General features: G+C 72.2%; 4 protein-coding genes. 1 reads left to right on the plus strand and 3 read right to left on the minus strand.

Translation table 11 applies throughout. From position 1 onward, the window contains the following. Window positions 1-226: 226 nt before the first annotated feature. From DMH03_RS25995 to DMH03_RS26005, 3 genes are read right to left on the minus strand one after another with little or no spacing between them, the layout of a single operon-like run. A complete protein-coding gene (locus DMH03_RS25995) occupies window positions 227-5,533 on the minus strand; it encodes a type I polyketide synthase (RefSeq protein WP_125794583.1) in 5,307 nt (1,768 codons plus the stop codon). A 13-nt stretch (window positions 5,534-5,546) separates the two neighbouring features. Beyond that, on the minus strand, window positions 5,547-9,002 hold the full coding sequence (locus DMH03_RS26000; protein ID WP_125794584.1) for a non-ribosomal peptide synthetase: 3,456 nt from the start codon (window positions 9,000-9,002) through the stop codon (window positions 5,547-5,549). Next, on the minus strand, window positions 8,999-12,394 hold the full coding sequence (locus DMH03_RS26005; protein ID WP_233611644.1) for an AMP-binding protein: 3,396 nt from the start codon (window positions 12,392-12,394) through the stop codon (window positions 8,999-9,001). The genes DMH03_RS26000 and DMH03_RS26005 overlap by 4 nt, the downstream gene beginning before the upstream one ends. Window positions 12,395-13,388: 994 nt before the next feature. Between DMH03_RS26005 and DMH03_RS26010 the strand changes: the two genes are divergently transcribed. Beyond that, the gene (locus tag DMH03_RS26010) at window positions 13,389-14,366 is read left to right on the plus strand and encodes a hypothetical protein (protein WP_125794586.1); all 978 of its coding nucleotides are present in this window, start codon (window positions 13,389-13,391) and stop codon (window positions 14,364-14,366) included. Window positions 14,367-14,636: the final 270 nt, after the last annotated feature.

Below are 14,636 nucleotides of genomic sequence, written 5' to 3' on the forward strand. Positions count from 1 at the left end.
AAGGTGGCGCCAGTTCGAGGTGTGTGGAAATAGGGACGTTGAACGTCCCTATTTCCACACACCCCCTTCCGGATCCGGTGGTCACAGGACCTGTCACGCGGGACTGTGTGGATTTCGGGACATCTGACGTCCCGAAATCCACACAGTGAGGGACGCGGCCCGACAGCGGGACCGGTCACCGGCACCGCACCAGAACACGACACGTTTGCCTCACCCGCCATCAGGCTCAGCGCTCGAGCTTGGGGATGGTGGTCCGGGCGGATTCGGCCGGCGCCTCGGCCTTGTCGGCGCGCAGCTCCTCGATCCGCTCGACCAGAGTGGCCACTGTGGACGCTTCGAACAGCGTCTTCATCGCCAGCCGCGTGCCGGTGGCCTTGCGCACCTGGGCGATGAGCTGGATGGCGACCAGCGAGTTGCCGCCGAGGGCGAAGAAGTCGTCGTGGATGCCGATCTTCTCCACGCCGAGCAGCTCGGTCCACTGGCGGGCGATCTCGGCCTCCAGGTCGGTGCGCGGGGCGACGTAGTCGTCCTCCGACACCTTCACCGATGCTTCGTCGGGTTCGTCCAGCTCCTCGACCGTGACCTGGTGCTCGATCAGCTCCCGCACCGGCAGGGTGGTGATCACCACCTGCCCGCCGAGACCGGGGGCCAGCGCCCGGACGAACGCCTCGGCGCCGTCCACCGGCCGGATCCCGGTCGACGTCTTGTCCATAGTGGACACTGCCGACGCCGAAGTCAGGCCGCCGCCGACGGCGTCCTGATCCACCTGCCGCAGCACGAAGTCCTCGATCGTGACGAGCACGCGGCCGGTTTCGTCGCACAGCGAAAGGTCGGCCGCCACCACCTGGTCGCCGCCGGAGTCGCGGTAGCGCAGGTGGCTGCGGAAACTCGCCGGGAGCGCGTCGTGCACGACGATCCGGCCGTAACTCATCGGCAGGTAGGTGCCACTCCCCCGGCCGCGGCCGAACGCGGTCGCGACGTCCAGCAGTGCCGGGTGCAGGCCCCACGCGCCGACGTCGGCCGCCGCCGCGTCGGGAGCCGTGATCGTGGCCAGCTCCTCCTGTGCGCCGATGCGGTGTTCGCGCAGTGCCGCCCAGCGCGGGCCGAAGGTGACCATGCTGGTGCGGCCGGTGCCGAAGCCGTTCCCGTCGTCGATCGGCTCGGTCCGCCCGGTCACCGCTTCGATGTCCACAGTGGACGCCGCTTCGGCCGCGACCCATCCGGCGGAGCCGCGCACGTGGGTCCGGCTCGCGCCGGCGGCGTGGCTGGTCACGGTGAAGTCGTCGCCGTCGAACTCCACGCGGTACTCCGCGGTGGCGCCGTCCGGGACGCCGAACGGCTCCAGGAACGCGACGTCCCGCAGTTCGACGACGTGCCCGTCACCGGGCTTCGGCAGCGCCGCGGCCACCGCCGCGCGGACGGTCTCCAGGTGTCCCGTGCCCGGTACCACCGGCACCCCGGCGATCCGGTGCTCGTCGAGCAGCCAGTGGGTGGCCGCCGAGACGAGCCCGTGCGCGCCGTCCTCGGTGCGCGTGGTGAGCACGGGGTGCTCGACCGGGCCGAGTGCCCGCGACCGGGCGGTGCGGATCGTGGTCGGCGCGGCCACCTCCGCGGCCATGCCGACCTCGTCCCAGCCACCCCAGGCGTGCGACACGAGCCGTGCCCGCCAGCCGTGGTTTCCCCGCGCGTAGGCGTCGAGGAAGTTGTTGGCGGCGCAGTAATCGACCTGCCCGATGCCGCCTGCCACCGCGGTGATCGACGAGCACAGCGCGACGAAGTCCATCGGCAGGTCGGCGAACGCCTCGGCCAGAGCCAGCGTCCCGGCGATCTTCGGGGCCAGCACGGCCTCGGCCGCGGCCCGCTCCTTCACCTCGGCGACGCCGCCGCCGGGCAGCCCGGCGGCGTGCACGATCCCGTCGAGGCCGCCGAACTCGCGCTCGGCCAGCTCACGGACCTCGCGCAGGCGCGCCGCGTCGGTGACGTCGGCGGCGGCGACGTGGACCACCGCGCCCGCGGCCTCCATCCGCCGCACGGCGAGCATCGTGCGCCCGGCGCGGTCGGTGCCGCCGTGCGCGGCGAGGTGCGCGTCCCACTCCGCCCGGGGCGGCAGCCCGGCGCGGGAGAGGAGCACGAGCTTCGCCCGCACCCGGCGGGCGAGGTCTTCGGCGAGCGTGATGCCGATGCCGCCGGTCCCGCCCGTGATCAGGTACCGGCCGCCGTCCCGCAGGACCGGCTCGGCGGTCGCGGGCAGTTCGAGCTGGGTGTAGTCCAGGACCCAGCGACGACCGGAACGCACCGCGACCTCTGCCGCCGCGCCGGCCGGGCGGAACAGCTCGGCGACGGCATCGATGACGTCGATGACATCGATCCGGCGCACCACCGTGCCCGCGACCTCCAGCGGCACCACCCGGGCGATGCCGACGAGGGTCGCGTGCTCCGGGCGGGTCAGGTCGGTGCCGGTGACGTCGGCGGTTCCGGTGCTCACCACGTCGATCCGTACCGGCTCGCCCCAGGCCTGGACGAGGTTGAGCAGGCTGAAGAACCCGTGGTCCTGTGCGGCCATGCCGCGCTCTTCCCCGGCCAGCGTCCAGGCGTGCACGACCCGTTCGGGCCGGGCGGGCAGCGCGGCCACGAGCGCGTCGTAGTCCTCGCGCACCCCGGGCCGGACGGTGAACCCGGTGTCCGTCGCGGCGAACCCGCCGCCGGGTCGCACCTCGGTGACCGTCACACCCGCGTCGCGCAGCAGACCGGGCAGGACGTCGTCGGCCGCGAAGACGAGCGCGTTCGCGAAGGGCTCGCGTCTCAGGTCCGGTTCCGCCTGCCGCCACGCCGGGACCGCGAACCACTCGGACAGGGGCAGCGGACCGCTTCGCCGAGCGGGCTGGGCGGCCGTGATCGGGTCCGGATCGACCCAGTACCGCTTGCGCGCGTACGGGTAACCGGGCAGCGGTACCCGGTGGCCGAACGTCCGCGGCTGGATAGAAGCCCCGTTCGTCCACAGGAGACCGGCCGCGCCATACAGCGTTTCGACGTCGCCGATGCGCTCGGTACGGCCCGGCAGGCTCGGCTGCGGCGCGGGCATGCCCTTCGGCACCTGGCCGCGGGCCAATCCGGACAGCTGATGCCCCGGGCCGCATTCGACGAGCGCCCAGCGGCCGCCGCGGGCGAACAGATTCTTGACGCAGTCGCCGAACCGGACGGCCTGCCGCAGGTGGGAGGCCCAGTAGGCGGGGTCGGTGGCCTGGGCGTCGGTGATCCAGTCGCCGGTGACGTTCGACAGGAACGGCAGCGCGGGCGCCGTGCGAGTGACGGCGGCGACGGCCTCGGTGAACTCGGCGAGGACCGGGTCCATCATCGGCGAGTGGAACGCGTGCGAGGTCACCAGTTCGCGGCACTGCACGCCGCTGGCCTTGAGCGTCGCCGCGAAATCCGCGACCGCGTCCGACGGCCCGGCCACGACGCACGTGCCGGGCCCGTTCACCCCGGCGACCGCGAGGGTGCCCGGCAGCCGCGCGGCGACGCTCTCCTCGTCGAGCTGGACGGCCAGCATCGCCCCGGCGGGCATCGACTGCATCAAGCGGCCGCGCGTGGCGACCAGGCTCAGCGCGTCCGGCAGGGTGAAGACCCCGGCGACGGTGGCGGCGACGTACTCGCCGACCGAGTGACCGATCATCGCCGCGGGCCGCACACCCCAGCTCTGCCACAGCTTCGCCAGCGCGTACTCGACGACGAACAGCGCGGGCTGGGTCACGCGTGTTTCCCGCAGCGCCTGCTCGCCACCGGGCCGGAAGATCAGGTCGCGCAACTCCGGCAGCTCGGATTCGAGCAGCCGCAGGCACTCGTCGACGGCCGCGGCGAACACCGGCTCGGCCTCGTACAGCTCCGCGCCCATCCCGGCGTACTGGGAACCCTGGCCAGGGAACAAGAACGCCACGTTCGTCTCCCCGGCCTGTGCGGACACGAGGCGCCGGGGGTCCCGCAGCCCGTCGACCGCGTCCTCCGCGTCACGGGCGACGACGACCGCGCGGTGCGGGTACTCGGTGCGCCCGGCGGCCAGGGTGTGGGCCACGTCGGCGAGGTCGACGTCGACGTCCCCGGCCAGCCGCTCGGCCAGCCGGTCGACCGCGGCCGAGAGCGCTTCCGCGGTGTTGGCCGACACCCGCAGCAGATGCGCCGGGTGCGGCGTCCGGGACCGCTCGAGAACCGGCGCCTCCTCCAGCACGACGTGCGCGTTGGTACCGCCGACGCCGAACGAGCTGACGCCCGCCCGCCGCGGCGCCGGGCCCGCCTCCCACTTCGTCACCTCGCGCGCCGGATAGAACGGGCTCGCCGGGAAGTCGATACCCGGGTTGGGCTCGTGGTAGTTGATGGTCGGCGGGATCAGCCCGTGTTCCATGACGAGCACGGCCTTGATCAACGAGACCACGCCCGCCGCCTGCGACAGGTGACCGATGTTGGACTTCACCGAGCCGATCGCGCACCAGCCGGTGTCCGCGGCCCCGTTCCCGTACACAGTGGACAGTGCGGTGATCTCCATCGGGTCGCCCAGCGCGGTGCCGGTGCCGTGCGCCTCGACGTAGCCGATGGTGCGCGGATCGACACCGGCCATGCCGACGGCCTGCGCGACCGCCTCCGTCTGCCCGGACACGCTGGGCGCGGAGAAGCCGACCTTGGTGGCGCCGTCGTTGTTGATCGCGTTGCCCAGCACGACACCCCGGATGTGGTCGCCGTCCTCGATCGCCTGCGACAGCCGCTTCACCAGCACGACCCCGGCGCCGCTGCTCCAGACCGTGCCGTTGGCGTCGGCGTCGAACGCGCGCACGTGGCCGTCCGGGGAGGTGAAGCCGTCGACGCCCATGTAGCCGATGCCGTGCGGCATCTCCAGGTTGACCCCGCCGGCCAGCGCCATGTCGCACTCGCCGTTGCGCAGCGCCTCGCAGGCGAGGTGCACCGCGACCAAGGACGTCGAGCAGGCGGTGAACACCGCGAGGCTCGGGCCGCGCAGGTTGAGTTTGTACGACACCGACGTCGTCAGATAGCTCGGCTGGTTGCCGGTCGAGATGCCGATGCCGCCGTGCTGCGAGGCCATGATCCGCTCGTTGCGCAGCAGGTTCTCCGTCAGGTAGCCGGTGCCCCCGGACCCGCCGTAGACGCCGATCGCGCCGCCGAAGCGGGCCGGGTCGTAGCCCGCGTCGGTCAGCGCGGCGTGGCACGACTGGAGGAACAGCCGGTGCTGCGGGTCGGTGATCTCGGCCTCGCGGCTGGTCATGCCGAACAGCTCCGCGTCGAACTCGTCGAAGCCGTCGACCACGGCGGTGGCGTTCACCCAGCTCGGATCGTCCACAGTGGCCTCTTCGGCGCCGCGGGCGATCATCTCCTCGCGGGTGGCGGGCACGATCGATTCGACGCCGTCGACGAGGTTGCGCCAGAACTGCCGCGCGTCACGCGCGCCGGGAACGCGAATGTCGAGTCCGACGATCGCGATCGGTTCGGCTCCGGGATCGCCGGTGCCGATTTCGGGAAGGTGGGTCACGGTGGTGCTCCTATCAGGGGCCGGCCGGGCCGGCGGTGCGACGGGGTCTTCTGGTCTGGGTGCGGCCTCGGCGGGCCGCGACGCGCTCGGCGGCGCGGGCCAGCTCCGGGCCGGCGGCGCCGCCGGAGTGCAGGTGCGCGGCGAGGGCGCGGACGGTGGGGTGGCTGAACAGGTCGACCAACGGGATCCGGCCGGCGACCCGGGCGGTGACCTGGGCGTGCACCCGTGCCAGGGCGAGTGAATTCCCGCCCACGTCGAAGAAGTTGTCGGTGTGCCCGACTTCGGCGACGCCGAGGACGTCGCACCAGGCACGGGCGATCACGGCCTCGGTCACGGCGAGCGCCGCCGGATCCGCGGCCACCGACGGCGGCCGTGCCCTGGCGCGGGTCATCGCGGCGGGCGCGGCGGTGCGGACGCCCGCCCGCGGCAGCTCCGGCACGCTCGTCCCGACCGGCGCGTCCGGCGCCGCGGCCAGCGCGCCGAGCAGCGCGACGTAGTCCTCGGCGAGCCCGGCCATCCGGGCGTGGTCGAACAGGTCCGGGTTGTACAGCAGTTCGACGCCGTCGTCGTGGACGTACACCGTGAGGTCGAACGGCGACCCCGGCTTGTCGACCGGCAGCCACGCCGACCGCACGCCGGGCAGGTCCAGCCCCGGCTCGGTGAAGTTCAGGACGTTGAACATCACCTGCACGAGCGGGGCGTGCGCGGGATCGCGGGGCACGCCGAGCGCCTCGACGAGCCGCTCGTCGGGTGCGGCCGGATGCGCTGTCGCGGCGAGGAGTTCGGCGCCACCGTCGCGGACGTGCGTGGCGAAGTCCGCGGTGTCGTCGGCCCGCAGCCGCACCGGCACGATGTCCACGAAGAACCCCGCGACCTCCTGGTACTCGGCGAGCTGCCGGTCCGCGACGACCGTGGCGACCAGGTGGTCGGTCGCGCCGGTGAGCCGCCGCAGCAACTGGCCGAACGCGGCGAGCAGCACCCCGGCGCGTGTCGTGCCGGTGCGGGCGGCCAGTGCCCGGACCGAGTCGGCCGCACCGTCCGGAAAGGACTGACGCAGGCTCGCGCCCCGGTAGGTCTGCACGGCCGGGCGCGGCCGGTCTCGTGGAATGTCCACTGTGGCCGGTGCACCGGCGAGATGGCTGGTCCACCAGGCGACGTCGACGGCCTCCCGGCGTTCGTCGCGTCCGGCTCGCCACACCGCGTAGTCCGCATAGGACGCCACCGGCGGCGGCAGCGGCTCGCCCCGGTAGGCCGCCGACAGGTCGGCGCACAGCAGGTCCTGCGACCAGCCGTCGAACACCGCGTGATGCAGCGTGAAGCCGAGCACGTGCTCCGTCTCGCCGAGCCGGTAGAGCCGCACGCGCCAGGGAGCCTCGCGGTCGAGGTGCACCGGCGTCGCGGCGTCGGCGGCCAGCCGGGCCCGCAGACCGTCCTCGGTCACCGGCGCCACCGGCAGCGGAACGTCCGACGGCGGCAGGAGATCCGCCAGTGGCGTGCCGTCGACGGCACGGATCCGCCAGCGGAGCACGTCGTGCCGCTCGGCGACCGCGCGCAAGGCGCGGCGCAGCACGTCGACGTCCAGCACGCCCGTCAGCCGGAACGCCATCGCGATGTTGTACGGCGCGGCGTCCGGGGCGAGCTGGTCGAGGAACCACAGCCGCCGCTGCGGCGGGGACAGCGCGGGCGCGTGCCCGGTGGTCAGCCCCGGCCCGGTCAGCGGCGACGCGGCCGCGACCCGCCGGGTGAGCTCATCGAGAGTGCCGCCGGCGAGGACGTCCTCCGTGGCGACGTCCGCGGCCAGCTCCGCCCGCAACGCCGCGACCAGACGCATCGCGGCGATCGAGTTCCCGCCTGCGGCAAGGAAATCCGGCCCCGCGCCGTCGCCGAGCACGCGCCGCCAGATGGCCGCGACCGCGCGTTCGGCCGGGGTGCCGAGCGGGCCGAGATCCTCCCGTTGTCCCGCCAGCGCCGCTTCGGCCAGGTCGCGCAGCGCGGGCCGGTCGATCTTGCCGGTGACCGGGTTGACCGGCAGCCGGTCGAGCACCCGGACGACGGCCGGGCGCATCGCCGCGGTGAGCAGGTCCCGGCCGAGTTCGTCCACATCGGACGGTGCGGACGCCGGTGCCAGGAAGGCCACCAGCCGGGTGCCCGCCTGCCCGGGGACGGCCACCACGGCGGCGGCGTCGACGTCCGGATGAGTCGTGAGCGCGGCCTCCACCTCGCCCAGCCCGATCCGCTGGCCGCGGACCTTCACCTGCCGGTCGGCGCGGCCGGCGAACTCGAGACGGCCGTCGGGCAGCTCGCGGACCAGGTCGCCGGTGCGGTAGAGCCGTTCCCCTGGCGTCATCGGGTCGTCGACGAACTTCGCGGCGGTCAGCTCCGGGCTGCCGAGGTAGCCGAGCGCGAGGCCGGGGCCGCCGATGAGCAGCTCGCCGATCTCGCCGGGCGCGACCGGCCGCAGCTCGGCGTCCACGACGTACGCCCGGTGGTTCGGCGTCGGGCGGCCGAGCGGGAGTGGGTCGGCGGGGAGACCGGTGACCTCGTCGGTGACGACCACGACGGTGGTCTCGGTCGGGCCGTAGGCGTTGAAGAACCGGCGGCCCGGCAGCCAGCGTGCGGCGAGGTCCGCGGGCACCGGCTCGCCACCGCAGGCGATGACACGCCAGCCGGGAACGGCCGCGGGGTCCACCATGGACAGCAGCGTCGGCGTGACGAAGCCCCACTCGACATCGTGCTCGACGAGGAACCGCCGCAGCCGTTCGGGGTCGGCGCGGTCGGCGGCACTGGTGAGCTGGACCGATCCGCCGTGCGCCAGCGGGACGAACACGTCCATGGTGAAGGCGTCGAAGCCGAGTGAGGAGATGCCGAGCGACCGGGCGCCGGGCCGGATCCCGAGGGCGGCGGCGAATCCGGTGACGAACGCGACCACGTTGCGGTGACTGGTCAGCACGCCCTTGGGCCGTCCGGTGGAGCCGGAGGTGTAGAGGAGGTGGACGAGGTCGTCCGGCCCGGCGGGGCAGTCGACGGGCCCGTCCGCGGGCGGGGGCACGTCGAGAGCTTCGATGCCTTCCGTGGCACCGAATTCGGCTTTCGCGTGGTCGCCGACGACAAGGGAGATCCCGGCGTCCGCGGCGATTTCGGCCAGCCGAGTCTTCGGGCCGCCGGGTTCGAGCGGCACGTAGGCGGCCCCGGACAGCAGCACACCCACGACCGTCGAGATCAGCTCCGGCCGCCGGTCGGCGCAGACGCCGACGCGGGTGCCGGGCCCGGCGCCCCGTGCCCGCAGCAGCCGGGCGACGCCGGTCGCCGACGCGACCAGCTCGCGGTAGGTGAGCCGGGCGTCACCTTGCCGGACGGCGACGGCATGCGGGGTGCGCGCGGCCTGGGCGAGGATCAGCCCGGTGAGCGTGGTGTCCGGATAGGACAGTGGCGGGCCGTGGCCACCCACGACGGGCAAGGTGTCGGTCACCGAGGGGTCTCCTGGTCTGAGTGTCTGTGAGGCAGTGGGTCGATCCAGTGCCGCTCCCGTTGGAACGGATAGCCCGGCAACGGGACGCGGCCGGGATCGCCGTCCGCGGCCCATTCGATCTCGCCGCCCGCGGCCCAGCGGGCAGCCAGGTCCCGCTCCGCCCCGGCCGGGCCCTCGACGTGAGTTCCGTTCGCCAGCACCGCATCGAGCGCGGCGACCGCCGACGTGACCGAGTCCGCCACCACGGCGGCCCGGCACGCGAACGCCCGCCGGATCGAAAGCGTGTAGGCCGTGTCCCCGAGGTCCGGAGCGTCCGTGGCGAGCCGGTCGCGCAGCCGGGACACCGCCTCGCGTAACGCCTTCGCGTCACGCGCGGACACCGGCAGCACGAACGGACCGTTCGCCACCTGCCGCGGCGGGTCGGCAGGGGCCTCCTCCACGATGACGTGCACGTTCGTGCCGCCCATGCCGAACGAGCTGACCCCGGCCACCCGCCGCTCGCGGGCGGGCCAGTCGGCGGCCTTCGCCGGGACATACCAGGGGCCGCCCGCCAGGTCGACCTCCGGGTGCGGGGCCGTGAAGTGCAGGTTCGGCGGGATGACGCCGTGCCGCACGGACAACACGGCCTTGATCAGCCCGGCGATACCCGCCGCCGCGTCGAGGTGCCCGATGTTCGTCTTCACCGAGCCCAGCGCACACGTTTCCGGTGGTGTGTCCCCGTAGACGCGGTTGAGCGCGGCCACCTCGATCGCGTCACCGAGCGGCGTGCCGCTGCCGTGGGCTTCGAGCAGCGCGACCTCGTCCGGGGCGACTTCCGCGACGGCCAGCGCCTCGGCCACCGCGGCAGCCTGCCCGGCCGGCCCCGGCACGGCGTAGCCCGCGCGGTCCGGGCCGTCGTTCGTGATCGCCCAGCCGGGCAGCACGGCGTACACGTGGTCGCGGTCGGCGAGTGCGTCCGCCAGCCGCCGCAGCACGACCACCCCGGCGCCGGAGCTGAACCCGGCGCCCGCCGCGGCGACGTCGAACGCGCGGCACCGGCCGTCCGGGGAGGCGAGCCCGCCAGTGCGGTACCGCGGCCACGTCACGCTCGCCCCGCCGGCCAGCGCGACGTCGCACCGGTAGTCCGCGAGGCTCTGCGCGGCCAGCGCCACCGCCGCGAGCGAGCTGGAACACGCGCTCTGCACGGCTACCGCGGGCCCGGTCAGCCCGAGCCGGTAGGCGACCTGGCCGGGCAGGTGGTCGGTGAGCTGGCGGCCGGTCAGCCGCCCTTCCCAGTCGTCGGGGTCGACGTCGCCGGTCACCGCCGGGTTGCCGAACAGGTGGAACAGGAAGTAGCGGTTCACCGAGGCGGCCGTGAACACCCCGACCGGCCCGGTCTCGGCGGCGGGGTCGCGTCCCGCGTCTTCGAGTGCCTGCCACGCCGTTTCGAGGAACAGCCGGTGCTGCGGGTCGGTCCGCGCGGCCTCGTCTGCGGTGAACCCGAAGAACCCGGCGTCGAACTCCTCGACGCCCTCGATGCGGCCACCCGCCCGCACGTACGCCGGGTCGGCACGCAGGCCCGGCCCGACGCCCAGCGCCGCCAGCTCGTCGTCGGCGTAGTCGTGGATCGAGTCGACGCCCGCGCAGAGGTTCCACCAGAACGAGGCGGCGTCCGGCGCGCCGGGGAACCGGCAGGCCAGTCCGACGACGGCGATGAGATCTCCGGCCTGCTCCTCCGCGGTGACCGGCTGCGGAGTGTCCGAAGTGGACTCCGTGAACCAGGCGGCCTGCCCGGCGATCGTCGTGCGCTCGAACAGAGCGAGCAGCGGGACGTCCATCCCGAACTCGTCGGCCAGCCCCGCCTGCACCCGGCCGAGCCGCAGCGAGTCGCCGCCGGCGTCGAAGAACGCCTCGGCGCGCCCGACCCGGTCACGCCCCAGCACCGCACACCAGATCCGGTGCACGCGTTCCTCGGCAGGGGTCAGCCGCTCGGCTGGGACGGTCGCTGCCGCCCGCGGGTCCGGCAGCGCCAGTTCGTCGAGTTTTCCGGTGACGGTCAGCGGAAAACCGTCCAGCACCGCGACGGCCGCGGGGACCGAGTGGCCGGGCAGGACATCCGCCAGCGCGGACCGCAGCACCCGGCCTTCCGGACGTGGGCCGGCCGCGGTCACATACGCGAGCAGGTCGCCGTCGCGCACGATCGCGCGGGCTTCGGCCACGCCGGGTTGTTCGGCGAGGCGGGCCTCGATCTCGGTCAGCTCCACCCGGAAGCCGCGGACCTTGACCTGCCGGTCGAGCCTGCCGAGGCAGACGAGGTTCCCGTCCGGCAGCAGCCGGCCGAGGTCGCCGGTCCGGTAACGACGGCCGCCGTCGGCGGTCACCCCGAACGCCGGGCTCGGCTGGTCGAGGTAGCCGTCGACGAGGTGCCGCCCGCGCACTTCGAGTTCTCCGCTGTCCAGCACGGTGAGCGTGAACCCGGGCAGCGCGCGCCCGATCGGCAGCGGCCCCTCGGCGTCCGGGTCCAGCTCGGCGGCGGTCGTCCGGTAGTGCGCGGCGAACGTCACCTCGGTGGCGCCGTAGCCGTTGACGAACACGCACTCCGCCGCGAACCGGCCGCGGCGGACGTCGGCGTGGGTCGCCTGCTCGCCGCCGAGCAACACGGTCCGCACGGACGGGAGGCCGGTCTCGCCGAGGACGTCGAGCAGATGCCGGTAGACCGTGGGCGTCGAGTGGTAGACGGTCACCTCGTGCCGGGCCAGCTCGCGCGCGGCGTGGGCGAGGCCGTGCGCACGCAGGTCGACCGGCACGAGCGCGGCGCCGGTGAGCAGGGCCGGGTACAGGTCCGGGATCGCCGCGTCGAAGCCGAACGACGCGAGCAGGCTGAGCCGGTCGGCCGCGGTGATGCCGAGCGCGGTGATCTGGTTGTCGACGACGTGCAGGAGGTTGCGGTGGGTCTGCGCGACGGCCTTCGGGCGGCCGGTGGACCCGGACGTGAACAGCACGTACGCCAGGCTGTCCGGATCGAAATCGGGCACCGGGAGCGGCGCGATCTCCGTGCCCGAACGCACGAGCCGCGCGGACCCGGTGCGGCACAAGGACTCCGCCAGCTCGAGGTACTCCGGATCCGCGAGCACGGCGGTCACCCGCGCCGCCGCGAGCTGGTACTCGAGACGCTCGCGGGGGAAGGTCGGGTCCAGCGGGACGTAGGTGCAGCCCGCGGCGAGCGCGCCGAAGATCGCCGCGATCGCATCGCTGCCGTGCCCGGTGACCAGCCCGACCCGCTCCCCCGGCCGGACACCGGCGTCACGCAACCGCAGCGCCCGGCCGCCCGCGAGCCCGGCGAGCCGGGCGTAGGTGAGCCCGGTGCCGTGCTCGAAGACCGCGATCCGGTCGGGCGTTTGCCGGGCGTGCACGTCGAATCGGCTGACACAGCCGGCTGGTGTCATCGGGCGTCGAGCAGTCGCTCCGAGGTTTTTCGGGCGCGCGACAACAACGGCGTGGACTTCATCTTGCTCCCCAGTGAACATTCAGGTGAAGAATTACGCAAGGTTAAGACGACCGGCCGCGCGGAGGAATACGAATTCCGTCGATTTGGTTCGAATGGCCTACTGATCTTGGACCATACGGTGCAGTTTTCCCCGCCTTGCGACCAAATCAGCCACCTGGACGACACTTCCCAACCAACCATCGGCCACCATCGACACTCGATTGACTACGCTTGGTAATGTGTCGGATATTAACCGACACCGTGCCACGAAATACGTTCACAACAGCAACAAGCGAATTCACCGCAATCGATTCAGAAATACGATTCCCGATCGTGCGGGACTTCCTGGGGCTCGACATTCGAAGCGAACTTACGTCCGTCGTAAAGTTATGCTCAGCCTAGGGCGTGTGGCATGGTGCGCGCGGTGCCCGCGGGGCCGACAGTGGGGCGAAGGCTCCCTTCGCCCTACTGCCTGATGCAGCGATGGACGACCTTCGAACCCGGTTGGACGCGGGATCGCAGGTCCGTGAGGGGCCCCTTCCCTACTCTGAGGGTAGGGAAGGAGCCCCTCACGGCATGCTGGGCTGAGCTCGGCCCAGCGTGAGGCAGACCCGCCGCCGCGGGCGGGCAGGAACGCCCCTTGAGCCTCGGCACTACAGCGACAGCGCGTGAAGGCCCCCTTCCCTCGGCTCAGCCGAGGAAACTCGACCTTCACACCTTCCCCAGTACAGGAAGGACCCCTTCATGTACCTCACGCAAGAAGCGCCCATATAGGCGCCAATCGGGCATTTGACCAGCAGAAAGTGTCCTTTGTGGATAGTCAAGGAGAGTGGCCGGGCTCCGTCAGCCCGCCTGGAACCGCGCGCGCTTCCGGCGAGTCCCAGTTGAGAACTGGACGTACAACGACTACAAGGGAACGAATGAAGACCCTACTCAAGAAAGCGACGATCACTGCCGCGGCGAGCACGCTGCTGCTCGGCCTCACTGTGGTGGGCACCGCTTCCGCCGAGGCCGCGGCCATCACCTGCGACACGAAGTCCAGCGGCAAGGACGGCCCCTTCTACCGTGGGAAATCCGCTTCTTACACCTACGACGACCGGTTCAGCAGGAGCCACCCCATCCCCGCGCTGGAAACCAACATCCCCCAGGGCACGGCGACCTGGTCGAACTGGGACGGGTCGTACGACCTGATCCTGGTCACGTCGTACGAATCCGGCCACCGCAGCGCCATCATCATCGGCATCGACGCCAAGACCGGCAAGCAGGTCGGCCAGGCGCTGCTCGCGTACTCGCACGTCGGCGGGATCGCCGTATTCGAGAAGCAGGGCTGGGCGTTCGTGTCGGGCAAGGGTGACACGATCCGCAAGTACTCGCTGGCGAAGCTGAAGGACGCGATCAAGAAGTCGCTGCCCATCGAGCAGGACGGGAAGGCGCAGACCGTCTACGCCTCCTCTTTCCTCACCAGCCACGGCCCGACCAACACCTTGTGGGCGGGAAAGTTCGAGGACGCCAAGCGCGGATCGATGCACTCGTACACCGTCGGCTCCGACGGCAAGCTGGGCTACCGGCCGGGGTCGTGGGAGGTGCCGACGAAGACGCAGGGCCTCGTCGTCACCAAGGACGTGTTCATCTACAGCACGTCGCACGGCAGGAACAACCGCAGCAACATCTACGTGGTCCGGCGCGGCGCCGGCGACAAGGACCTGGACACGGCCAAGAAGCACTGCTTCCGCGCGCCGAGCATGTCCGAGGGACTGACGGTCTACGGCAGCAACGTCTACCTGGCGTTCGAGTCCGGCGCGCACTACTACAGCAAGGCCGCGGACAAGCCGAGGAACATCATCTCGAACCTGCACAAGGCACCGCTGTCCTCTTTGGAGTCACTCGCTCCTCGGTGACATTGTCCACACAGGACTAACGGCTTCGCGAGGGGCCATAAGTGACAAGAGCGGCTGAGGGGTGACCGTCCACAAGGGATGCCGACTGGGCAATAGTGTCCATTTTGAGCACTTTGCGCGGGGGTCGTGAGTGGCAATGAGCGTTCTAACCGCCATTGCCACTCACGACCCCCACCGAAAACCGCACATTTAGCCCCAAATCAGACATTACCTCGCTCGAAGGTGTCCCTTGTGGACGCTCGAGGCCCGGTCCGCCACCATGGCCGGTCC

Origin of the sequence: Amycolatopsis sp. WAC 01376 (genome assembly GCF_003947415.1) — a bacterium.
GTDB lineage: Bacteria > Actinomycetota > Actinomycetes > Mycobacteriales > Pseudonocardiaceae > Amycolatopsis.

What these genes read in the sequence shown, in the direction of transcription:
- DMH03_RS26010 (WP_125794586.1), top strand. Translation starts at nt 13,389, where the DNA reads ATGAAGACCCTACTCAAGAAAGCGACGATCACTGCCGCGGCGAGCACG.